The following is a 20155-nucleotide window of genomic DNA, read 5'->3' as shown; positions in this document are numbered from 1 at the left end:
CTCGGTGTCTTCGGACAACGTTAGGCCGGGTTGTGCCGGAATGCCCGAACCATGGCCCTTCTCCAGAGACCCCGGGGCGGCGTACTTTGCTCCCGGACAACCACAACCGTGCCGTTTGCTGGCACACTTGCGCCTTTGTCACGCCGGCTGCCGCCTGCCTCATCCGCCTGCCAGGACGCTCGGCCGAGCCGTCGTCCGGCAACCGCACCGGCCGTTCGATCAAGGAGCCAACCGATGTCCATTCGTCCTTCACTGCCGCTGGCCGGGCTGCTGCTCGCCGTCGCCCTGCCGCTCTCTGCCGCCCAGCCGGGCGCCGCCAAAGGCGCCCCACTCAGCGGTTGCGCCGCCAAGCAGGCCGCCATCGAGGCGAAGCTGGAAACGGCCCGCTCGTTCGCCAACGAAGGCCAGGTGGCCGGCTTGGAAAAGGCCCTCTCCGAGGTCAAGGAACACTGCACCGAAGCCGGCCTGCTGAGGGAGAACAAGCAGAAGGTGATCGACAGCGAGCGCGAGGTCAGCGAACGCGAGAAGGATTTGCGCAAGGCCATGGGCAAGGGCGATCCGGAGAAGATCGAGAAACGCAAGGCCAAGCTGGCCGAGGCCCGCGCCGAACTGGAAGAGGCCAAGAAAGGCCTGGAACAGGCCCAGGCGCAGTAGGACACCAGGTACCGCCCTACGCCTCGCGCCTCCCACGCAAGGCGTATGACGCCCATGGTGTTATCCGCCATCCGCGCCGCAGCGGGACACCAGGTGCCGCCCAGCGCTGCCGCAACGGCGGATGAGCGCCAGCGCTCATTCGCCCTACCCCTCGCGCCTTCCAGGCACGGCGTATGACGCCCGGTCCGGCCTCAGAGCGCGCGGAATTTCTTGTGGCAGGCTTCGCAGGCGTCTTCCACCGCGGCGAAGTCCTTGCGTACGCCATCCGGGGTCGGCGTGGCCTGGCGGGTGTTGTCCTGAAGACGGTTCATCGCGTCGATGAAGACCTGGGTGGCGGCCTTGAACTCCTGCTGGCGCTGCCAGACCTCGTCCTTGGCGCGGGTGTCCTCGCCCTCCTCGCCGGCCTTGGGACTGGGGAAGTACTGCCAGGGCTGGTCGGCCAGTTGGTGCAACTTCGCCGATCCGGCGCGGAACTTCTCCGCGTCGAAGGGCAGGCGTCCGCGGAGCATCCCGCCCATGTCCTCGCTGGTCCGTAGCATTTCCTTGAAGATCGCCTGGCGCTTGGCCTCGGGCGAATTGGGATCCATACGGTGACAGCCGCTCAGGGCGACGCCGGCCAGCAGCACGACGAGCAGGGACTTCAGCTTCATGGCAAGGCTCTTTTTTCAGGGTCGATCACGGAAGCCGCGGATTATCCGCCGCCACCGCCGATTGATCCAGAGCCGCGCGCCCGCACTGCGGCCATAGGCCGCAGCGGGCTGCTCAGGCGGAAACCACGAAGAACGCGGCGATGAGCAGCATGCCGACGAACCAGACCAGCGAGCGCAACGGCCCCCAGTCGGCGAGGTAGCAGATGACGTAGAGCAGGCGACTGGTGATCCAGGCAATGGCCAGGCTATCCAGGGTCGCCTGCGAAGCGTTGCCGACCAGATGGGCGATGATCACCGCCGCGGCGAACGCCGGGGTCACTTCGAAAGCGTTCAACTGGGCGTTGTTGGCACGCCGGCGAAAGCCTTCGAGCGAACCGAGGAACGCCCGCGGGTCGGCGTTGGCCCGACCGCCGTAGCCCTCCCCGCCGAACTTGGCGATGGAGGTACAGACGTAAGGCAGGAAGATCGCGATCAGCACGCACCAGAAAGCGATGGTCATGGCAGTTCCTTGTAGTTGTGGAACTGCAACTCAAGCTGGCGCCGCTCGTTCTGTAAAGGCACAGCCCCTTCAGAGCTTCATCAGCAGCATTCCGGCCAGCACCAGGCCGCACGCCAGCAGGCGTGGCAGTCCGAACGGCTCGTTGAGGAAGCGCATGCCGAACAGCACCGCCAGCAGCACGCTGGTCTCGCGCAACGCTGCCGCTTCGGCGATCGACCCCAGCTGCATGGCCCACAGCACCAGGCCGTAGCTGGCCAGCACGCAGACCCCGACCGCCAGGCCGAGCTTCCACTCCAGCGCCCAGAAGCGGGCGAAGGCGCGGGTTCGCGCGCCGACGGCGATCAGCGGGAACGGCAGGCCGGAAAGCAGCGTCAGCCAGACCAGGTAGTCAAGCGCCAACGGCCAGCGCTTCAAGGCGTTGCCGTCGCTCCAGGTGTAGCCGCCGATGCACAGGCCGATCAGCAGCACCACCGGCAGGGTCCGCCAGGGCAGCCGCGAACCGCCGCCGCCCCAGAGCAGGCAAAGCATGCCGAAGGGGATCAACAGGATGCCGAGGATCTGCCGGCCGCTGAGCTGCTCGCCGCCGAACGCCAGGGTCAGGCCCAGCACCACCAGCGGCGACAGCCCGCGCATCAGCGGATAGACCAGGCCCAGGTCGCCGACCTTGTAGGCCTCGATCAACAGTACCCGGTAGAGCAGTTGCAGGACGGTGGCGCCGAGCAGCCAGGGCCAGACTTCGGCCGGCGGCAGGCTGACGAAGGGCAACAGCAGGATGGCGCAGAGCACGCCGACCACGTCCATGCAGGCGACCACCAGCAAGCGGTCGCTGCTGAACTTGACCAGGGTGTTCCAGGTGGCGTGGAGAACGGCGGCGCATAGCACCAGGCTGGTGGCTAGCATGACGGGCCTTATTGGTATAGACCAGTATAGTCTATCCCGGCGGAGGCTCCAAATGCTCGCCTCGTTGCGGCGTTTTTCCCTGAAAGCTCCTACGAAAGCGGAGAAACATGCAGCAGACATCGTTACGTCAAACGGCTTAATCTTCGGACAATCCTGATGGACTACCATCGGCCAGCGCCGCACAGTGCCGGCCCGGCCTCCCTTATCAACGACACAGGAATCCCTGCCTTGAGCGCTCTCCTCAAGCCCCTCGACAATCGCTTGTTCTGGCCCGCGGTCGCCATCGGCGGCCTGCTGATCCTCGCTTTCGTCCTCTACCTCCAGCACGTGCGCGGCTTCGCGCCCTGCTCGCTGTGCATCTTCATTCGCCTGGACGTGCTCGGCCTGGTGCTCGCCGGGATCGTCGGCAGCCTCGCCCCGCGTTCGCGGATCGCCGGCGGCATCGCCGCGCTGGGCATGCTCGCCGCCAGCCTGGGCGGGATCTACCACGCCTGGTCGCTGGTCGCGGAAGAGAAACTGGCTGCCCAGGGCATGGGCAGTTGCAAGATGTTCATGGGCTTCCCCGAATGGATACCGCTGGATACCTGGCTGCCGCAGGTCTTCCAGCCCGAGGGGCTGTGCGGCGAAGTGGTCTGGACCCTGCTCGGCCAGTCCATGGCGGTCTGGTCGCTGGCGCTGTTCGTGTTCTGCCTGCTGGTCCTGGCGGCCAAGCTGGCGTTCGGCCGCCGCACCGCCTGACAGCGCCGATATCCGTGCCGGCACAAGGAACGTGCTGGCCATTGGCTGGTCTACAATCGAGCTTTCTCAACCCGGATGAGTACCACCATGCCTCGATTCCTCAGAAATGCCCTCCTTCCCGTCCTCGCCCTGCTGCTCAGCGGCTGCGGCTACAACGCCATGCAGGCCGGCGACGAACAGGTGAAAGCCGCCTGGTCGGAAGTGCTCAACCAGTACCAGCGGCGCGCCGACCTGGTGCCCAACCTGGTCAGCACGGTGAAGGGCTATGCCTCCCATGAGGCGTCGGTCCTGACCCAGGTCACCGAGGCCCGGGCCAAGGTCGGCAGCGTGCAACTGAACGCCGACCAACTGGACGACGAGCAGGCCGTGCAGCGCTTCCAGAAGGCCCAGGGCGAACTGAGCTCGGCGCTTTCGCGCCTGCTGGTAGTCACCGAGAACTACCCGCAACTGAAGGCCGATGGCCTGTTCAAGGACCTGCTGACCCAACTGGAAGGCACCGAGAACCGCATCGCCGTCGCTCGCGGCCGCTACGTCAAGTCGGTACAGGAATACAACGTGCTGCTGCGCCAGTTCCCCGGCGTGATCACCGCCAAGCTGTTCGGCTACAAGCCCAAGGCGAACTTCAGCGTGGAAAACGAAGCGGCCATCTCCACCGCGCCGAAAGTCGATTTCGGCAACCCGCAACCGGCGCAGTAAGCCATGCGCCGGCTGCTACTGGGCGCCGGGCTGCTGCTCGCCAGCCTGGTCGCCTGGGCCGATGTGCCACCGATACCCGCGTTGACGGCGCGGGTCACCGACCTCACCGCGACCCTTTCCGGCGACCAGCGCCAGCACCTGGAGCAACAGCTCGCCGCCCTGGAAGCCAAGAGCGGCGCGCAGCTCGCGGTGCTGCTGGTCCCGACCACCGGCGACGATTCCATCGAGGAGTACGCGGTGCGTACCTTCGAGAAATGGAAGCTGGGCCAGAAGAAGGTCGACGACGGCGTCCTGCTGCTGGTGGCGAAGAACGACCGCACCCTGCGCATCGAGGTCGGCTACGGCCTGGAAGGGGCCATCACCGACGTCCAGGCCGGACGGATCATCAGCGAGCGGATCACGCCGCAGTTCCGCCAGGGCAATTTCTATGGCGGAATCCAGGCCGGCGTGGACAGCCTGGTGCAACTGATCGATGCCGAGAAGAACCCGGAAAGCGCTACCGCCAGCGCTCCCGTCGACGCCTTGCCGGCAGTTCCCGAGGCCACGCCGCCGCGGGCCCTGCCGCCACCGGTCGACGAGGGTGAGGTGTATGACAGCGCCCCGCCGGAGCCGAAAAAGAAGAGCGGCCTGAGCGGACAGCTCTGGGGCAACCCGGTCTACCTCGGTGTCTATGTGGCGGTCCTGCTCGCCGTGGCCCTACTCGGACGCCTGCTGCCGTTGCAGTGGATGCGGCGGCGCAGCATCGGCCGCTTCCTGCTTTGCAGCGCGGCGGTCGCCGGCCTGGCCTGGCTGTTGAGCATGGGCCTGTGGCAGAACGTCGACCGCGCGGCGGACGACAGTCTCGGCGTACTGGCCCCGACCCTGTTCATCTACGCCCTGTTCCTGCTTCCCGGCGAAGTGCTGATGGCCATCCTCAGCGCCATCCTCAATAGTCGCGGCGGCGGTGGGGGAGGCGGCAGCGGCGGTGGCAGCATCTTCCGCGGTGGCGGCGGCTCCAGCGGCGGCGGCGGCGCCTCCGGACGCTGGTGACGAAAAGCCCGAGGCCTGTGCCTCGGGCTTTTTTCATCGGTCGGCGACGGTTCTCGCCGATGCCGGAAGTCTTCGCGCAACGGGCGACGCCAGCCTTTCCCCGGCGTTATCCGGCAAACGACAGGGTAACTCGCCTCGTCAGGCGTATACCCAGAGCACCCTGACCGGCGCCTGGCTGCGGTTGGCATAGCGGCTGCGCATATGGCTGGGAATCTGGAAACCGTCGCCGGCCTGCAGGCGCAGCTCCTCGTCCTCCAGCCACAGGGTCAGCTCGCCTTCGAGCACGTAGCCGCCCTGCTCCGAGCTGTCCAGCAGGTCGCGCTCGCCGCTGTCGGCACCCGCTTCAAGGCAGGTTTCGAGCATGAAGAAGGCACCGCCAAGACGCGGCGACACCAGGTTGTCGCTGGCGCCACGAGCGTAGGCCAGGGTCCGACGCTCGCCCGGACGGGTCACCCAGGGCGAGGCCTGGGTCTTCGGCGAGCAGAAGAAGTAGGTCGCCGGCACCCCGAGCACCTGGCTGATGGCGACCAGGTCGTCCACCGCCGGCCGCGACAGGCCGCGCTCGACCTGGGAGACGAAGCCCACCGAACGGCGAATGCCGTCGGCCAGCGCCTGCAGGGTGATGCCCTTGCGCTTGCGCAATTCGCGCACCAGGCTGGCGATCTCCGCCAGGTCGTCGGCTACTTCGCTCATCTCGGCTCCGGGCCCTCTCAGAACAGGTCGCGCAAACGGTAATACGCTTTGCCCAGGGCTTCCAGCGGCGCGGCGAAGCGCTGGCCACCGGGAAACTTCGGATTGCGCAGACGCTGGTAGAGCGCCAGGGTCTCGTCGTCGCCGAGCAGCGCGTCGCTGACCGCCCTGGCCGCCGCCAGACTCGGCAGCACGCCGTGGCCGGAGTAGCCTTGCAGCCAGTAGCGGTTGCCCTGCCGGCCGATGTCCGGGGTGCGCCGCATGCTGCAGTCGATATGCCCGCCCCAGGCGTATTCCAGCGCCACCCCGCGCAACTGCGGGAACACCCGTTCGAGATAGGGCCGGGTGGCGGCGCGGATGTCGCTGGGCATGCCGCCCAGGTAGGTGCAGCCGCCGCCGAACAGCAGGCGGTGGTCCGGGGTCAGGCGGAAGTAGTCGAGGACGAACTGGTTGTCGGTCACGCAGCAGTTGCGCGGCAGCAACGACTTCGCCCGTTCCTCGCCGAGCGGCTCAGTGGCGACCTGATAGGTGCCCACCGGCAGCATCCGTTGCGACAGCTCGCTGTCCAGCCCGTCGATGTAGGCGTTGCAGGCCAGCACCAGCGCCGCGCAGCGGATCTCGCCGTGCTCGGTACGGACCCGGTAGCCGTCGCCCTCCTCGCGATAGTTCAGGGCCCGGGTCCGCTCGTGGATACGCCCGCCGGCGCGCTCGATGGCGGCGGCCAGGCCGAACGCCAGCTTGAGCGGATTCAGGTGTGCGGCGTGGGGATCGTAGAGACCGGCAAGGTAGCGCTCGCTGGCGATCCATTCGGGCAACTCGTCCTTCGCCACGAAGCGTAGCCCCTCGTAGCCCCAGCGACGGTTGGCCTCGGCCTGCCAGTCGTAGAGCAGGCCGACCCGGCGCGGCAGGATCGCCGTCCATAGGTGGCCGACCCGGTAGTCGCAGTCGAAGCCATGTCGCTGCGGCAACTCGCGCATCTCGCCGGCCGCCCAGAGCATGCCGTCCCAGAGACGGCGTGCGCCTTCGTAGCCGAGGTCGGCCTCCAGCGGCGGCAGGTCGCTGGACCAGCCGGGCAGCGCCTGCCCGCCGTTGCGCCCGGAGGCCGCCCAGGCGATCCGGCTGGCTTCGATGACGCATACCTGGCTCCCGCCTTCGACCAGCCGCAGCGCCGTGTGCAAGCCGCTGAAACCGGCGCCGACCACCAGCACCTCGCAGTCGAGGTCGCCCTCCAGGGACTGGCGCGGCTGGATCAGTTCGGGATTGACGGCGGCGTAGTAAGTGCCGACATGCTCGTTGGATTGCAGGAACATCGCGACCTCCGTGAAATTATATTGGTTATTTTTCATGAAAAATAACACTTAAAATTTCACGACACCAGTCCCGAGCATTCGCAAACGGCCGGCAGGATGCCGTCGCGCACCAGCAGAGGCAGAGGGGCAAATATTCGAAAGGAGGCGGGAAGCCCCCCGCCAGAGCGAAACTGGCGAGGGGAACAGACGTGCGGACGGCGCGGCTCGCGCCGCGGAGAAAAGGTGCACGACCACGGGCGGGGGCATGCCGGGCGTGCTGCGCCAGTGTCGGCGCCGACGGGAGCGGGCGACAGGTACGAATGCACCAGCCGCCCTGGTGCATTCGTACCCTCTTCGTTTATTTGCGCCCGTTGCCGTTGCGCGGCTCCGGCGCGAATCCGCGTTCGCGTGCCCAGACGATGGCCTCGCCACGGCTGTGGACATCGAGCTTGGCGTAGATGGTCGCCACGTGGTTGCGCACGGTGTTCGGCGCCAGGCCCAGTTCCTTGGCGATCTCCTTGTCCGCCAGGCCCTGGCAGATGAGGTCGAACACCTCGCGCTCGCGCGCAGTCAGGTCGGCCAGTTCGGCGCCGGTGCCCGGCGCGTTGGCGCGGCGAACGTTGGCGAGCTTTTCGATCAGGGTGCGGCTGAACCAGGAAGCGTCCTGCATCACCGTCTCGATGGCGTGCACCAGCTCCATTTCGGTGCGCCGCCGGTCGCTGATGTCCAGCAAGGCCACCAGCACGCAGTCCTGCTCGTTGAGGCTCACCGCCTCGGCCGAGACCAGGCAGTCCAGGCCGTTGCGATCCTTGTGCTGCAGGCGCAGCTGGACGTTGCGCACGCTGCCGCTCTGCGCCAGCAGCTCGCCCAGGCGCTCGGCGCCGCCGTCCTGCCACAGCCCGCAGGCGACGGTGGACTCGCCGAGCAGTTCCTCGGCCTGGTAGCCGAAGGTTTCGCTGAAGGCCTGGTTGATGTCCAGCACCTGCAGGTCGTCGCCGCACAGCACCAGGCTCGGCACCGGTGCCATGCGGAAGGCCTTGGCGAAGCGCTCCTCGCTCTTGCGCAGGGCCTCCTCGGCCTTCTTCCGCGGTTCGAGATCGGTGAAGGTGAAGAGCATGCAGGCCTCCTCGCCGACCTCTATCGGCTGCCCGGCGACCACCACGCACTTGCGTCCGCCCTCCGCCACCCGCAGGCTCGCCTCCATCTGCGGGATGGTCTCGCCGGCGCCCAGACGCTCCACCGCCAGTTCGCGGCGCTCGGCCTGGTCGAGTACGTCCAGCTCGTACACCGAACGGCCGATCACCTGGTCGCGGGCATAGCCGGTCATTTCCAGGAAACCGACATTGACCTTCACGTAGCGGTAGTCGCTGAGCCGGCAGATCACCGCCGGCGCCGGGTTGGCATTGAAGGTCTTCTCGAAGCGCTGCTCGGCGCTGGCCCACTCGGTGGCGTCGTGGAGGATCAGCACCAGGCAGTCGGGCTTGTCCTCGGGGGTGGTCAGCACCAACCCGCGCACGCGGTGCACCCAGCGGGTGTCCTCGTCGGCGGCGGGAAACACTTCCACCACCACGTCGCTGAAGCACTCGCCAGCCACCAGGCGCTCGGCCGGGTACTGCCCCTCCTGCAGCGGATGATTGTTGCGGTAGCGCAGGCGAAAGCGTTCGCGATACTCGCCGGTATCGGCGCCCAGGCCTTCCAGCGAATCGACGCCGTGCATCGCCAGGGCCGCCTCGTTGGCCCAGAGGATGCGCTGGTCCGGCTCGATCAGGATCACCCCTTCGGTAAGGCCGGCGATGATCTGCTGCAACTGGCGGCGGTCGGTCTGGGTACGCAGTACCTGGTCGTTCATGCTGTTCCTCTTGGATGGAGCGATTTTCCGGGGGCAGCAAGGATGCCCGCCCGCCCTGACCGCGCACGCGTGACGATTGCACTAGCGGTGCTAGTGCATTTGCATCGCGAAACGATAGCGGAGGCACCCCTACCCTGGCGATACAGGAAGCAATGTCCGGGCGGGAAGCCCAGACGCCGCGCCGGCCGGGAGGCTACGCCGCCCCTCGGTCCCGAGGTCGTCGACGCATCCACCCGACTCGCCCTGCACGAGAAGAAAGCCCCATCCCCTTGCATGAGCGACGCGATGAGCAAGAACAAGCACCCCGATCTCGGCGAGATCCAGCGCAGCCTGAACCAGGCGCTGGAAGGCTACGACTGCCAGTGCCGGATGCACTACGACGGCACCGTCAGTATCAATGTCGCCGCCCGAGAGCACGACGAAACCTTCACCTTCGTCGGCATCCAGCCCGGCGAGCTGGACAACCCCACCCGCCTGCACCTGTTCGCCGAAAGCCTGCGTCGCGACCTGGCACTACTGGAGCCCTGGTTGGGAAAGCACGCAGCCTAGAATAAAAAAAGCGCCCCACAGGACCAAAACGACGTCCGGAGGCGCATGCGAGGACAGAGGAATCTTTCTGGCGATCAGGCCCGGCGTGCGATCTCCGCCGGCCGATGCGCCAGGTAATCGAGCAACAGGAACAGCACCGGCGCCACCTCGCGGCAATGCGCGACACCCTGGCGGATCCTCCCGGCGCTCTGCACCGCCCCTTCCCGTTGCAGGTCCTGCGGGCAGGCATCGAGCAGCGCCTCGATGCTCTCCGCGGTGCTTTCCAGGTGACATTGCAGGCCGATAGCCTGCTCGTTCCAGATGAAGCCCTGGTTTGCGCAGGCAGCCGAACCATAGAGCGGCACGCTGCCGGCCGGCAGGTCGAAGGTCTCGCCGTGCCAGTGGAACGCCATCAGCCGTTCCGGCAGGCGCTCGCCCAGCGGCGAGCCCAGCGCCTGGCTGTACCTGTGCAGCGGCCACCAGCCGATCTCCGCCTGGCGTCCCGGGCGTACCGCAGCCCCCAGCGCCTGGGCCAGCAGCTGCGCGCCGAGGCAGATGCCGAGGACCTTCTTGCCGGCATCCAGCGCCGCGCGGATCAAACGCTTCTCCGCCACCAGCCAGGGATATTGCGCTTCGTCGTGGACGCTCATCGGCCCGCCCATCACCACCAGCAGGTCGAAGCTGTCCAGCGCAGGCAGGTGGGCGTCGGCGTAGAGGTAGCAGACGTGCTCGTGCTCGCAGTGGCGGCCGATCCAGTCGCCGATCCGCGCGCTGCCTTCGAAGGGAACGTGTTGCAATACCAGGGCGCGCATCAGGCCACCTCCTCGTGTCGGTTGGCGACCCGGGCCAGGGCCCGTTCCAGTCGCCGCAGCATTTCGTCGACGTTGGCCCGGCTCACCGTCAGCGCCGGGGAAAAACGCAGGCAGTGCGGCTGCGGCGCGTTGATCAGCAGGCCTTCGCCGAACGCCGCGCGAACCACCGCCGGCGCGCGCTGGCCGATCAGCGGCAGCCCCCAGAACAGTCCCTGGCCGCGCAGCGGACCATGCCCATAGCGACGCGCGACACGGGCCAGGCCATCGCGCAGGTGAGTGCCCTGCTCGCGCACCTGCTCCAGGAAACCCGGCTCCAGCACGGTATTCAGTACCGCCAGCCCGGCAGCGGTCATCAACGCGTTGCCGTGGTGGGTGCCAAGCTGGTCGCCCGGTTCGAAGCAGCAGGCGTTGCCACGCGCCAGCAGCGCCGACAGCGGCACCCCGGCGCCGAGGCCCTTGCCGAGGGTAACGATGTCGGCGCGTACCCCGTACAGTTCCTCCGCCAGCAGCGCGCCGCAGCGGCCGATGCCGGTCTGCACCTCGTCGAGGATCAACAGGACGCCGCGCTGCCGGCACAGCCGCTCGATGCCACGCAGGTAGTCGAGGGTCGCCGGGATCACCCCGGCATCGCCCTGCACCGGCTCCAGCATCACCGCCACCGTCTCTTCGTCGATGGCCGCGGCCATGGCGTCGAGGTCGTTGAACGGCACCCTGGCAAATCCCTCCAGGCCATGCTGCGCCGGCTTGCCACAAGCCGTCAGGGTGCCCGGGGTGCGTCCATGGATGCTGTTGACAGTGCTGACGATCCGTTGCGCGCCGCCGCGATGCAGGCGGCCCCACTTGCGCGCCAGGGCGATGGCCGCTTCGTTGGCCTCGGCGCCGCTGGTGAGGAAGTAGGCCTGGTCGCTGCCGGTCGCCAGGCACAGGCGCTGCGCCAATGCCAGCACCGGCCGGTTGAGCAGGCAGGGGCCGGCGCTGACCAGCTCCCGCGCCTGCCGGGCCAGGGCCTGGACCAGCACGCTGGGACTGTGGCCAAGGCAGTTCACCGCCAGGCCCTGGGTGAAGTCGAGGAAGGCGCGTCCGTCGCTGTCCCACAGCCACGAGCCCTGGCCACGGACGAACACCTGTTCGGGCCGTTCCTGGGTGCGCATCAGGCGCAGGCTATCCAGCGCATCAGCCATCTTTCAGTTCCTCGGTCATGTACTCCACCGCCAGCAGGCGCACGCCCTGTGGCCCCTGCTCCAGCAGCCGACGCTTTTCCCGGCGCGTTTCGAAGCGCAGTTCGAAGCCGTCGCCGGCGGGGAAGCGCTGGCGCATCAGCTCGCGCACCTCGGCAAAGCGCGCGGCGCTCACCGTCATGCTGGCCAACAGCCGGCCGGACTGGCTCAGGGTGATCAGGTAGTCGCTCAAGAGGCATGCTCCCGGTAATCCGACGGCCCGCGCAGGCGCGGCCCCCAGTCTTCCACCACGCCGCTGGACAGGCGTTTCGCCGCTGTCTTGCGCCAACGCTGGGAGAGCGCGTCGCAGGCCATCATCTGGCGCAACCCGAGAGGCTCCAGGGGATCGCCGAAATACCACTGCAATAGGCGGGCGACGGTCAGTTCGGGGTAATGCCGCTGGACCAGCTTCAGCTGGTCCCCGGGAGTCACCATGCCGCTGCGCAGGACCCGATAGAACCAGCCGCAGCGGCCGCCGCTCTGCAATTCGTCGGGCAGCTCGGGAAGATTCCAGCGCTGGCCCTGGCGATAGCAGGGCGAACGCGGCTGGCTGACTTCCAGCAGGGCATCGCCCCAATGGAACTGGTCGCCGATGCAGACCTCGGCTTCGGTGATGCCGTAGGTCGAGATGTTCTCGCCGAACGCCGGCAGTTGCCAGCGGTTCAGCGGGTGGCGCTTGCGCCAGTAGCGGTAGTGCTCGGCGGGATAGTGATGGAGAGCGCGCTCGAGGCCGCCGTGGTGGCGGATGTCGGCCTGTTCGTCGCCGGGCAGGCCATCGTGGCCCAGCCAGAACTCCTGCTCGACCGGCAGCTTGTCGATCGCGCTGACCAATCCGCCCCAGGTTTCTTCGACTTTACCTATGAAAACACCGTTTACGACTATCTGCTCCATTGCTCCGCGACCACCCGATGTACCGCCAATGCAGCTAGACTAGTGCCTCACGCGGGACCCACTCCATTTCGATTTTCCAGTTTCATCGATAAGAACAGCTTATGGATTTTCGCCAACTCCGCTATTTCGTCGCGCTCTACGAAGAAGGCCACGTCGGCCGCGCCGCCGAACGCCTGGCCCTGTCGCAACCGGCCCTCTCGCAGCAGATCCGCCAGTTGGAGCAGAACCTCGACGTCTCGCTGTTCCAGCGCAGCGGCAAGCGCCTGCTGCCGACCGTCGCCGCCCACACCCTGTACAACCATGCGGTACCGCTGCTGGAGGGATTGGAAAGGGCCCGCGAGGCGATGCGCGTATTCCGCGGGCAGACCCCGCGCAGCCTGGCGATCGGCGTACTGCAGACGGTCAACGCCAGCCTGGTGCCGTACATGGTCGAACGCCTGCATGCCGCGCAGCCGCACCTGCGGGTGCAGATCTACGAACTGTCGGGAATCGACATCGAGCGGCGCCTGCTCACCGGCAACCTGGACATCGGCATCGGTTTCCTGCCGCCGCGCCAGCCGGGCCTGCACAGCGTCGAGCTGTACGAGGACGAATTGCAGCTGGTGATCCCCGAGGAACACCCGTTGAAGGAATTCAGGAAGGTGTCCCTGGCCCAGGCCGCGGAGTTGCCGATGCTGCTGCTCGGCGAGGAGTTCCGTGCGCGCCAGATCTGGCAGGAGCAACTCGCCGCGATCGGCCGGCGGCCGCGGGTGCAGGCGGAACTGAACCACATGAGCGGGATTCTCGACAGCCTGCCGCAGACCCGCTTCGCCACCGTTCTACCGGGCAAGGCACGGCAGATGCACTCGAACCAGCGGCTGCTGTGGAAACCGCTCAGCGAACCGCGCATCCCGCTGAAGGTCGGCCTGGTCTACCGCGACGCGCAACGCCAGCACGCCAGCGTCGAGCTGCTGCGCTCGCTGCTGGAAGGCGTGGTCTGAGCGACGCGGTTTTCCTCGGGCAATAAAAAACCCCGCCTTTTGGGCGGGGTTTTGCAGACCTCTATCCTGACATCCGTGCTACGCCACCATCCATGGTGGATTCCCTGAGTTTCCGTATTGTCTTTGGCGCTTCCTGCGCAATGTCCTGACGGTTTGAAGATTACGCATCTCCGCGAGGGGGAGAAAGCAGCCAAAACCACCGCCGTTTGTAAGCCTTGGCTTACACGCTGTAATAGTTCCGCTCGCCGGACCGACGGCAACACCCAGCCGCCGGGAGCTTGCCGTGCGTCAAGATGATCTGCGCCGGGCCCGCTACAGTGGCCAGTCCCCTCATCATCGCGAGCCTTCCCAGCATGGAATTCCAGCGCGTCCACCAGCAGTTGCTGCAAAGCCACCACCTGTTCGAACCGCTTTCTCCCGTCCAGCTCCAGGAACTGCTCGCCAGCAGCGACCTGGTCAACCTCGACAAGGGCGCCTACGTGTTCCGCCAGGGCGAGCCGGCGCACGCCTTCTACTACCTGATTTCCGGCTGCGTGAAGATCTACCGGCTGACCCCGGAAGGCCAGGAGAAGATTCTCGAAGTGACCAACGAACGCAACACCTTCGCCGAGGCGATGATGTTCATGGACACCCCGAACTACGTGGCCACCGCCCAGGCCGTGGTGCCCAGCCAGCTGTTCCGTTTCTCCAACAAGGCCTACCTGCGCCAGTTGCAGGACAACACCCCGTTGGCCCTGGCCCTGCTGGCCAAGCTCAGCACCCGCCTGCACCAGCGCATCGACGAGATCGAGACGCTTTCCCTGAAGAACGCCACCCACCGCGTGGTGCGCTACCTGCTGACCCTCGCCGCCCACGCGCCGGGGGAGAACTGCCGGGTGGAAATCCCGGTGGCCAAGCAACTGGTGGCCGGTCACCTGTCGATCCAGCCGGAAACCTTCTCGCGAATCATGCACCGCCTCGGCGACGAGGGCATCATCCACCTCGACGGCCGCGAAATCAGCATCCTCGACCGCGAACGCCTGGAGTGCTTCGAGTGAACAGCGCCGCCGCTTGATCGCGGTCAAGCGCGCCACGGCCCGTCCGCCGGCAAGCTGGCGGGGTCGAGCCCGCGAGAACGCCCATGCGCCAATGCCTGTATTGCCTCCATGAAACCGAAGGCGCGGAAAGCGCCTGCGAACAGTGCGGCATGCCGCTGCCCAGCGCTTCCCAGCACCAGCTCCAGGGTCGCCGGCAGCGGCGCTTCGCCTGGTTCTGCGTCGGGCTGGCGCTGTTCTGCCTGGGCATGATGCTCTGGTTGCCGCGCGATGCTCCCTGAGGCATCTCAGCGGCGCAGGCGCCGATAGAGCTGGAGCAGGCGCTCGGGCAACTGCCCGGCGCGCTCGACCAGCGCGAAGCCGTCGGCGCCGAACAGGTAGGGCAGGTAGTCCGCCGCCTCCTTGTCGATGGTGATGCAGAAGGGCACCAGTCCCTGGCTGCGCGCCTCGATCACCGCCTGGCGGGTGTCCTCGATGCCGTAGCGGCCCTCGTAGCGGTCCAGGTCGTTGGGCTTGCCGTCGCTCAACAGCAACAGCAGGCGACGCTTCTGCGGCTGCCCGCCGAGCACCTGGCTGGCCCGGCGGATCGCCGCGCCCATCCGCGTGTAGTAGCCCGGCGAGAGCGCCAGCACGCGACCGCGGACCTCGCCGCCGTAGCCTTCGTCGAAGTCCTTCAGCACCTGCCAGCGCACCTGCTGCCGGCGCACCGAGGAAAACCCGTACAGCGCGAAGGGGTCGCCCAGCGCCTGCAACGCCTCGCCGAACAGCAGCAGGCTGTCGACGATGCTGTCGATCACTCGCCGCTGGTCGTCGAGGTAGGCTTCGGTGGACATCGACAGGTCCGCCAGCAACAGGCAGGCGAGGTCGCGCCGGCGCGGCCGCTGTTCGAGGAACAGGCCTGGCTGGGTGGAACCGCCGCGGCGCCGCTCGACCTGGAAGTCGAGCCAGGCATCGAGGTCGATCTCGTCGCCTTGCGGCTGCTGGCGCAGGCGTTGGCGGCCGTCGCGCAGGCAGGCGAACTGGCGGCGCAGATGCAGCGCGGTCTTCTCCAGGTGCGCCGGCAGGCTGGCGCTGGTCGCGCCGCGCGGCCGCATCGGTTGCAGCAGCACGTGGTCGCTCAGCAGGCGCTGCTGCCGATAGTCCCACTCGGGCAGCTTCAGCCCGGGGCCGAGCGGCAGGTCATCGTAGTCGGCGGCCGGCAGGTCGAGATCCAGGCGCAGGCCGCCGCCCTTCTGCGTGCGCTGGCGCGACAGCGACAGGTAGTCGAGGTCTTCGGCGACGCGCGCGCCGTCCGGGTCGTCCTCGTCGTCGCTACAGCGGTCCAGGGCCAGGTGCTCCGACCAACTGAGCAGGCTTTCCAGGCGGAACAGCAGCAGGTTGCGCTCGCTGTCGCGCTCCTCGACGCGCTCGGCGCGCTTGCGCGCTCCGCTGCGGGCGACCTGGCGCTTGCCGGCGCCGGCGGCCGCTTCCTCGCCGTCCTCCGGGCTGGCGGAAGGCGTCCAGCGCTCGCCGGGATACAGCCACAGCGGCACCGGCCAGGGCGCCCGCTCGACTCGCGGGAAGCGCTCGACGCTGCCCGGCTCGGCAAGCGCGCGGCGCAGGGCGATTTCCAGTTCGGCGTCTGCCGCCGGGCAATCGTCCAGCGACGGGCGCTGGCGCAGATGCGCGGCGACCAGCCGGGCGTAGCGCGGGCGCAGCGCCGGATAGGCATCGAGCAACTGCCGCGCCCAGCGCTGGTTGTCCTGGGCCCAGTGCCGCAGCGGCCCGGCGCTGGCCGCCAGCAGCGCCAGCCAGCGATACAGTTCGCGGTTCAGCTCGGCCTGCGGATAGACCGCGAGGGATTCCGGCAGGCGCAGGCTGTCGCCGTTGAACCAGGACACCGGGGCCTGCTCGCAGGTCCCGGCGACCCGCTGCAACCAGGTGCGGCGTAGCAGCAGGCGGCGCGCCGGGGTCGCCTCGAGGGCTACCCCCGGTGCGCCGCCGAGCGCCCGGAAGAGCATGCCGAGCGGACGCCGCATGCTCTCCAGGGTCACCCGCGCCGCCTCGAACTCGCCGCTGGCATGGCGGGTGATGAAGCGGTGCCAGTGGGCGCCGACCCATTCCTCCAGCTCGACGGCGAAGGCCATCTCAGGCGGCCGCCTTGCCGCGCCGGAAGCTCAGCAGGTAGGCGACCAGGCCGATGAGGAACACCACCCCGGCGCCTTCGCGCAGCCAGTAGAAGATCGCCAGCTGGTCCTGGGTGGCCATGAAGGTCATCGCCGCGCCGTCCGCCGGCATCCGTTGCAGCCAGACCTGCAGCACCCCGGCCGCGGAGAGGAACAGGGTGATGAACACCATCGCCACGGTCATCAGCCAGAAGCCCCACATCTCCAGGACCTGCGAGCGGTTGTCCATCGCCTCGCCGATCCCGCGCAGGCGCGGCATGGCGTAGGAGATGATGGTCATCACGATCATCGCGTAGGCGCCATAGAAGGCCATGTGGCCGTGGGCGGCGGTGAGCTGGGTGCCGTGGGTGTAGTAGTTGACCGGCGCCAGGGTATGCATGAAGCCCCACACTCCCGCGCCGAGGAAGGCCATCACCGTGGTGCCCATGGCCCACAGCGCGACCGCGCGGTTCGGATAGTCGCGGCGGCGGCGGTTGATGGTGTTGAAGGCGAACAGCACCATGGCGAAGAACGGCAGCGGCTCCAGCGCCGAGAATACCGAGCCGAGCCACAGCCAGTAGCCGGGCACGCCGATCCAGAAGTAGTGGTGGCCGGTGCCGATGATGCCGCTGATCAGCGCCATGGCGATGATCACGTAGAGCCACTTCTCGATCACCTCGCGGTCGACCCCGGTGATCTTCACCAGCACGAAGGCGAGGATCGCACCCATGATCAGTTCCCACACGCCTTCCACCCACAGGTGCACCACCCACCACCAGTAGAACTTGTCGCGGGTGAGGTTTTCCGGGTTGTAGAAGGAGAACAGGAACAGCAGGGCGAGGCCGATCAGGCCGGTCATCAGGACCATGCTGATGGCGGTCTTGCGCCCGCGCAGCACGGTCATGCCGACGTTGAACAGGAAGCCCAGGGCGACGATCACGATGCCCGCCTTGCTGATGGTCGGCTGTTCGAGGAACTCGCGGCCCATGGTCGGCCACAGTTCGTTGCCGGTGAGCCTGGCCAGGCCGGCGTAGGGCACCAGCAGGTAGCCGAGGATGGTCAGCACGCCGGCGGCGGCGAATACCCAGAACAGGATCCAGGCCAGCTTCGGGCTGTACAGCTCGCAGTCGCTCTCCTCCGGCACCAGGTAGTAGGCAGCGCCCATGAAGCCGAACAGCAGCCAGACGATCAGCAGGTTGGTGTGCACCATGCGCGCGACGTTGAAGGGGATCGCCGGGAACAGGAAGTCGCCGACCACGTACTGCAGGCCCATGATCAGGCCGAACAGGATCTGCCCGACGAAGAGGATCAGGGCGAACACGAAGTAGGGTTTGGCGACCGCCTGCGAGGCGAATTTCAGGGAGCCATTGGGCGACATCATCAACCCTCCTTGTTCGGCGGCCATTGGTTGGTATCGATCTTCGAGCTCCACTTGAGGAACTCGGCCAGGTCGTCGACCTGGCCCTCGCTGAGATGGAACTGCGGCATGGCGCGGCGGCCCGGCACGTTCAGCGGCTGGATCTTCATCCAGGCCTGGAGGAAGGTGTTGAAGCCCTCCTCGCCGCCACGGCGTCCGACCACGTTGCCCAGCTCCGGCGCGAAGTAGGCGCCCTCGCCGAGCAGGGTGTGGCAGCCGACGCAGTTGTTCTGTTCCCAGACCAGCTTGCCGCGCACCACCGCGGCGCTCATCGCGGCCTCGTTGGTGCGCTCGGGCAGGGTCTTCTCGGTGTGGTAGGTCAGGGCCAGGAACAGCAGGATGAAGAACACACTCCCGCCGAAATAGATGTTCCTGGCCATGCCTTTGGTAAAGGTCTCGGACATGCGGCCTCCTGGAATGGGTGGTGCGGCGATTCTAGGAAGCGGCGGCGGCGAACCCGCTTGATGGCAATCAAGATTCCCGAACGATTTACTCAGTTATTCATCCGCGCCAGGTACAGCGCAGCGCCCACCGCCAGGGCCATCAGCAGCGGCCAGGCCAGCAGCAGGCGGCGCCATAGCGCCGGGGCATGGGCCAGCTCCATGAAGCGCTCGCCGATCAGCCAACCCTTGGCCACCGCGCAGGCCAGCACCGCCGCCAGCAGCCAGGGAGAGTAGCCGGCGCCACCCAGCAGCACACCGGTCACGGCCAGCGCCAGCAACGCCAGCCAGCAGAGGGTCAGGGTTCGCATCGGCACCTCATTGCAGGACGTAGACCAGCGGGAACAGCAGCACCCAGACCAGGTCGACCATGTGCCAGTAGAGCACTCCCGACTCCAGTCCCGAGCAAGCCTGCGGCGTATAACACCGGCGCCAGCAGGCCTGCGCCAGCCAGCCGAGGATCAGCAGGCCGAGCAGGACGTGGAGGAAATGGAAGCCGGTCAGGCACCAGTAGAGGGTGAAGAAAGTGTCGTGCTCGATGTCCAGGCCGAGATCGGCGAGCCGCCCGTACTCGTGCAGCTTCAGGCCGACGTAGACCAGCGCCAGCAGCAGCGCCGCCAGCAACCAGCCGCTCGCCTGGCGCGGCCGTCCGCGGCGCACCGCATGCACCGCCAGCGCGGCGAGCCAGCCGGAGCTGAGCAGGGCCACGGTCAGCAACAGGCCCCAGCGGCTATCCAGTTGCTCCCGGCCGGCACGGAACAGCTCCGGCTGCCAGGCCTGGGCGCCGGCGAACGCCAGCAGCAGCAGGCTGAACACGCTGAGTTCGGCGAGGATGAAGAACCACATCGCCAGGTCGCCGGGCAGGCGCCGCTCGACGGTATCAGGCGACATGGAGATCGACGATGTCCATCAGCGCCGCCACCGTCGCCGGGTCGTCCGAGAGCGGTTCGGCCAGCGCCACCCGGCACGCCTCGCGCGGGTCCATGCCGTCGCCGATGAGGCGCGCGGCGAAGATCAGCAGGCGGGTCGAGGCGACTTCCTCCAGGTCGTGCTGCTCCAGCCGCCGCAGCGCCTGGCCCAACTGCACCAGGCGCTGCGCCAGGGTCTCGGCACAACCGCTCTCGCCGACCAGGATGCGTGCCTCCTGCTGCGCCGCCGGGTAGTCGAAGCGCAACGCGACGAAACGCTGCCGGGTGCTGGGCTTCAGGCCCTTGAGCAGGTTCTGGTAGCCGGGGTTGTAGGACACCACCAGCATGAACGAAGGCGGCGCCTGCAACGTCTCGCCGGTGCGCTCCAGGTACAGCTCGCGGCGGTCGTCGGCCAGCGGGTGGATGGCGACCGTGGTGTCCTGGCGCGCCTCCACCACTTCGTCCAGGTAGCAGATACCGCCTTCGCGCACCGCGCGGGTCAGCGGGCCGTCCTGCCACCAGGTGCCGTCGGCGCCGATCAGATGGCGGCCGAGCAGGTCGGCGGCGCCCAGGTCGTCGTGGCAGGCGACGCTGTACAGCGGCAGTTCCAGGCGCCGCGCCATGTACTGGACGAAGCGGGTCTTGCCGCAACCGGTGGGGCCCTTGAGCAATACCGGCAGGCCGTGCCGCCAGGCGCGCTCGAAGACTTCGATCTCATGGCCGGTGGCCTCGTAGAAGGGTGTCGCGTCCCGCATGTCCTACTCCTGCGCTAGGGATTAGGACCGCACGC

General features: G+C 67.6%; 24 protein-coding genes. 8 read left to right on the top strand and 16 right to left on the bottom strand.

Going from position 1 to position 20155, the window contains the following annotated elements; all coding sequences use genetic code 11:
• The first annotated feature begins 234 nt into the window (after positions 1-234).
• Complete coding sequence (locus ACI766_RS02725) at positions 235-654, top strand: DUF1090 domain-containing protein (protein ID WP_003101589.1); 420 nt, start codon at positions 235-237, stop codon at positions 652-654.
• Between the two features lie 191 nt (positions 655-845).
• Here ACI766_RS02725 and ACI766_RS02720 read toward each other — a convergent pair whose 3' ends face one another.
• The 3 genes from ACI766_RS02720 to ACI766_RS02710 form a co-directional block, all read right to left on the bottom strand.
• The gene (locus ACI766_RS02720) at positions 846-1304 is read right to left on the bottom strand and encodes a c-type cytochrome (RefSeq protein ID WP_003110213.1); all 459 of its coding nucleotides are present in this window, start codon (positions 1302-1304) and stop codon (positions 846-848) included.
• 112 nt (positions 1305-1416) lie between these two features.
• Positions 1417-1803 (bottom strand): MAPEG family protein, encoded by a 387-nt coding sequence (locus tag ACI766_RS02715; RefSeq protein ID WP_003101585.1) that lies wholly within the window; start codon positions 1801-1803, stop codon positions 1417-1419.
• Positions 1804-1872: 69 nt separating this feature from the next.
• Entirely contained in the window at positions 1873-2703 is an 831-nt protein-coding gene (locus tag ACI766_RS02710; RefSeq protein ID WP_003101583.1) for a DMT family transporter, read from the bottom strand.
• Positions 2704-2931: 228 nt separating this feature from the next.
• Here ACI766_RS02710 and ACI766_RS02705 point away from each other — a divergent pair, with 228 nt between their 5' ends.
• The 3 genes from ACI766_RS02705 to ACI766_RS02695 all read left to right on the top strand — a co-directional run bounded on the left by ACI766_RS02705 (position 2932) and on the right by ACI766_RS02695 (position 5166).
• The gene (locus ACI766_RS02705) at positions 2932-3441 is read left to right on the top strand and encodes a disulfide bond formation protein B (RefSeq protein ID WP_003113232.1); all 510 of its coding nucleotides are present in this window, start codon (positions 2932-2934) and stop codon (positions 3439-3441) included.
• A gap of 87 nt (positions 3442-3528) precedes the next feature.
• The gene (locus tag ACI766_RS02700; RefSeq protein WP_003084923.1) at positions 3529-4137 is read left to right on the top strand and encodes a LemA family protein; all 609 of its coding nucleotides are present in this window, start codon (positions 3529-3531) and stop codon (positions 4135-4137) included.
• A 3-nt stretch (positions 4138-4140) separates the two neighbouring features.
• Positions 4141-5166, top strand: coding sequence for a TPM domain-containing protein (locus ACI766_RS02695; RefSeq protein ID WP_004352197.1), 1026 nt, complete (start codon positions 4141-4143; stop codon positions 5164-5166).
• A 138-nt stretch (positions 5167-5304) separates the two neighbouring features.
• Here ACI766_RS02695 and ACI766_RS02690 read toward each other — a convergent pair whose 3' ends face one another.
• The 3 genes from ACI766_RS02690 to ACI766_RS02680 all read right to left on the bottom strand — a co-directional run bounded on the left by ACI766_RS02690 (position 5305) and on the right by ACI766_RS02680 (position 8994).
• Entirely contained in the window at positions 5305-5859 is a 555-nt protein-coding gene (locus tag ACI766_RS02690; protein WP_003084911.1) for a helix-turn-helix domain-containing protein, read from the bottom strand.
• Between the two features lie 17 nt (positions 5860-5876).
• The gene (locus ACI766_RS02685; RefSeq protein WP_023119542.1) at positions 5877-7166 is read right to left on the bottom strand and encodes an NAD(P)/FAD-dependent oxidoreductase; all 1290 of its coding nucleotides are present in this window, start codon (positions 7164-7166) and stop codon (positions 5877-5879) included.
• Positions 7167-7503: 337 nt separating this feature from the next.
• Positions 7504-8994, bottom strand: a complete 1491-nt coding sequence (locus tag ACI766_RS02680; RefSeq protein WP_003121801.1) for a helix-turn-helix transcriptional regulator — start codon at positions 8992-8994, stop codon at positions 7504-7506.
• Positions 8995-9279: 285 nt separating this feature from the next.
• On the opposite strand from ACI766_RS02680, the gene ACI766_RS02675 reads away from it, so the two are divergent.
• Positions 9280-9543 (top strand): hypothetical protein, encoded by a 264-nt coding sequence (locus ACI766_RS02675; RefSeq protein WP_003084903.1) that lies wholly within the window; start codon positions 9280-9282, stop codon positions 9541-9543.
• Positions 9544-9617: 74 nt separating this feature from the next.
• On the opposite strand, the gene ACI766_RS02670 is transcribed toward ACI766_RS02675, so the two are convergent.
• Genes ACI766_RS02670 through ACI766_RS02655 form a run of 4 tightly spaced genes read right to left on the bottom strand, consistent with a single transcriptional unit; the run spans position 9618 to position 12442 of the window.
• On the bottom strand, positions 9618-10334 hold the full coding sequence (locus ACI766_RS02670; RefSeq protein WP_003084901.1) for a type 1 glutamine amidotransferase: 717 nt from the start codon (positions 10332-10334) through the stop codon (positions 9618-9620).
• Entirely contained in the window at positions 10334-11515 is a 1182-nt protein-coding gene (locus ACI766_RS02665) for an aspartate aminotransferase family protein (protein ID WP_003459342.1), read from the bottom strand. Before ACI766_RS02665 ends, ACI766_RS02670 begins: the two co-directional genes overlap by 1 nt.
• Positions 11508-11744, bottom strand: a complete 237-nt coding sequence (locus tag ACI766_RS02660) for a hypothetical protein (RefSeq protein WP_003113233.1) — start codon at positions 11742-11744, stop codon at positions 11508-11510. The genes ACI766_RS02665 and ACI766_RS02660 overlap by 8 nt, the downstream gene beginning before the upstream one ends.
• Positions 11741-12442 (bottom strand): MOSC domain-containing protein, encoded by a 702-nt coding sequence (locus tag ACI766_RS02655; RefSeq protein WP_003160865.1) that lies wholly within the window; start codon positions 12440-12442, stop codon positions 11741-11743. Before ACI766_RS02655 ends, ACI766_RS02660 begins: the two co-directional genes overlap by 4 nt.
• Before the next feature lie 101 nt (positions 12443-12543).
• Here ACI766_RS02655 and ACI766_RS02650 point away from each other — a divergent pair, with 101 nt between their 5' ends.
• The 3 genes from ACI766_RS02650 (at position 12544) to ACI766_RS02640 (ending at position 14737) form a co-directional block, all read left to right on the top strand.
• The gene (locus ACI766_RS02650) at positions 12544-13422 is read left to right on the top strand and encodes a LysR family transcriptional regulator (RefSeq protein ID WP_003084893.1); all 879 of its coding nucleotides are present in this window, start codon (positions 12544-12546) and stop codon (positions 13420-13422) included.
• 353 nt (positions 13423-13775) lie between these two features.
• Positions 13776-14459, top strand: coding sequence for a transcriptional regulator Dnr (dnr, locus tag ACI766_RS02645; RefSeq protein ID WP_003113234.1), 684 nt, complete (start codon positions 13776-13778; stop codon positions 14457-14459).
• Between the two features lie 83 nt (positions 14460-14542).
• Complete coding sequence (locus ACI766_RS02640) at positions 14543-14737, top strand: hypothetical protein (protein ID WP_003113235.1); 195 nt, start codon at positions 14543-14545, stop codon at positions 14735-14737.
• A gap of 6 nt (positions 14738-14743) precedes the next feature.
• Here ACI766_RS02640 and ACI766_RS02635 read toward each other — a convergent pair whose 3' ends face one another.
• From ACI766_RS02635 to nirQ, 6 genes are all read right to left on the bottom strand, one after another.
• The gene (locus ACI766_RS02635; protein WP_014602419.1) at positions 14744-16582 is read right to left on the bottom strand and encodes a nitric oxide reductase activation protein NorD; all 1839 of its coding nucleotides are present in this window, start codon (positions 16580-16582) and stop codon (positions 14744-14746) included.
• A 1-nt stretch (position 16583) separates the two neighbouring features.
• The gene (norB, locus tag ACI766_RS02630; RefSeq protein WP_003084883.1) at positions 16584-17981 is read right to left on the bottom strand and encodes a nitric-oxide reductase subunit NorB; all 1398 of its coding nucleotides are present in this window, start codon (positions 17979-17981) and stop codon (positions 16584-16586) included.
• A complete protein-coding gene (gene norC, locus ACI766_RS02625) occupies positions 17981-18421 on the bottom strand; it encodes a nitric oxide reductase subunit NorC (protein WP_003084881.1) in 441 nt (146 codons plus the stop codon). The genes norB and norC overlap by 1 nt, the downstream gene beginning before the upstream one ends.
• Before the next feature lie 89 nt (positions 18422-18510).
• Positions 18511-18768: a cytochrome C oxidase subunit IV family protein gene (locus ACI766_RS02620; RefSeq protein WP_023086920.1), complete on the bottom strand. Its 258-nt coding sequence runs from the start codon at positions 18766-18768 to the stop codon at positions 18511-18513.
• A gap of 7 nt (positions 18769-18775) precedes the next feature.
• On the bottom strand, positions 18776-19303 hold the full coding sequence (locus ACI766_RS02615; protein ID WP_003118864.1) for a cytochrome c oxidase subunit 3: 528 nt from the start codon (positions 19301-19303) through the stop codon (positions 18776-18778).
• Between the two features lie 34 nt (positions 19304-19337).
• Positions 19338-20120, bottom strand: coding sequence for a transcriptional regulator NirQ (gene nirQ, locus ACI766_RS02610; protein ID WP_003113240.1), 783 nt, complete (start codon positions 20118-20120; stop codon positions 19338-19340).
• Between the last annotated feature and the right edge of the window lie 35 nt (positions 20121-20155).

The organism is Pseudomonas sp. DL (genome assembly GCF_047199225.1).
Classification (GTDB): domain Bacteria; phylum Pseudomonadota; class Gammaproteobacteria; order Pseudomonadales; family Pseudomonadaceae; genus Pseudomonas; species Pseudomonas aeruginosa.
The sequence above is the reverse complement of the archived record's forward strand: the minus strand, read 5'-3'. Positions and strand labels throughout refer to the sequence as shown.

Excerpts from the sequence above, each read along its gene's own strand:
- ACI766_RS02640 (WP_003113235.1), top strand. The coding sequence starts at position 14,543 with ATGCGCCAATGCCTGTATTGCCTCCATGAAACCGAAGGCGCGGAAAGC.
- ACI766_RS02650 (WP_003084893.1), top strand. The coding sequence starts at position 12,544 with ATGGATTTTCGCCAACTCCGCTATTTCGTCGCGCTCTACGAAGAAGGC.
- ACI766_RS02675 (WP_003084903.1), top strand. The coding sequence starts at position 9,280 with ATGAGCAAGAACAAGCACCCCGATCTCGGCGAGATCCAGCGCAGCCTG.
- nirQ (WP_003113240.1), bottom strand. The coding sequence starts at position 20,120 with ATGCGGGACGCGACACCCTTCTACGAGGCCACCGGCCATGAGATCGAA.
- norC (WP_003084881.1), bottom strand. The coding sequence starts at position 18,421 with ATGTCCGAGACCTTTACCAAAGGCATGGCCAGGAACATCTATTTCGGC.
- ACI766_RS02670 (WP_003084901.1), bottom strand. The coding sequence starts at position 10,334 with ATGCGCGCCCTGGTATTGCAACACGTTCCCTTCGAAGGCAGCGCGCGG.
- ACI766_RS02620 (WP_023086920.1), bottom strand. The coding sequence starts at position 18,768 with ATGCGAACCCTGACCCTCTGCTGGCTGGCGTTGCTGGCGCTGGCCGTG.
- ACI766_RS02700 (WP_003084923.1), top strand. The coding sequence starts at position 3,529 with ATGCCTCGATTCCTCAGAAATGCCCTCCTTCCCGTCCTCGCCCTGCTG.
- ACI766_RS02615 (WP_003118864.1), bottom strand. The coding sequence starts at position 19,303 with ATGTGGTTCTTCATCCTCGCCGAACTCAGCGTGTTCAGCCTGCTGCTG.
- ACI766_RS02715 (WP_003101585.1), bottom strand. The coding sequence starts at position 1,803 with ATGACCATCGCTTTCTGGTGCGTGCTGATCGCGATCTTCCTGCCTTAC.
- ACI766_RS02725 (WP_003101589.1), top strand. The coding sequence starts at position 235 with ATGTCCATTCGTCCTTCACTGCCGCTGGCCGGGCTGCTGCTCGCCGTC.
- ACI766_RS02635 (WP_014602419.1), bottom strand. The coding sequence starts at position 16,582 with ATGGCCTTCGCCGTCGAGCTGGAGGAATGGGTCGGCGCCCACTGGCAC.
- ACI766_RS02690 (WP_003084911.1), bottom strand. The coding sequence starts at position 5,859 with ATGAGCGAAGTAGCCGACGACCTGGCGGAGATCGCCAGCCTGGTGCGC.
- ACI766_RS02665 (WP_003459342.1), bottom strand. The coding sequence starts at position 11,515 with ATGGCTGATGCGCTGGATAGCCTGCGCCTGATGCGCACCCAGGAACGG.
- ACI766_RS02685 (WP_023119542.1), bottom strand. The coding sequence starts at position 7,166 with ATGTTCCTGCAATCCAACGAGCATGTCGGCACTTACTACGCCGCCGTC.
- ACI766_RS02680 (WP_003121801.1), bottom strand. The coding sequence starts at position 8,994 with ATGAACGACCAGGTACTGCGTACCCAGACCGACCGCCGCCAGTTGCAG.
- ACI766_RS02655 (WP_003160865.1), bottom strand. The coding sequence starts at position 12,442 with ATGGAGCAGATAGTCGTAAACGGTGTTTTCATAGGTAAAGTCGAAGAA.
- norB (WP_003084883.1), bottom strand. The coding sequence starts at position 17,981 with ATGATGTCGCCCAATGGCTCCCTGAAATTCGCCTCGCAGGCGGTCGCC.
- ACI766_RS02720 (WP_003110213.1), bottom strand. The coding sequence starts at position 1,304 with ATGAAGCTGAAGTCCCTGCTCGTCGTGCTGCTGGCCGGCGTCGCCCTG.
- ACI766_RS02695 (WP_004352197.1), top strand. The coding sequence starts at position 4,141 with ATGCGCCGGCTGCTACTGGGCGCCGGGCTGCTGCTCGCCAGCCTGGTC.
- ACI766_RS02710 (WP_003101583.1), bottom strand. The coding sequence starts at position 2,703 with ATGCTAGCCACCAGCCTGGTGCTATGCGCCGCCGTTCTCCACGCCACC.
- dnr (WP_003113234.1), top strand. The coding sequence starts at position 13,776 with ATGGAATTCCAGCGCGTCCACCAGCAGTTGCTGCAAAGCCACCACCTG.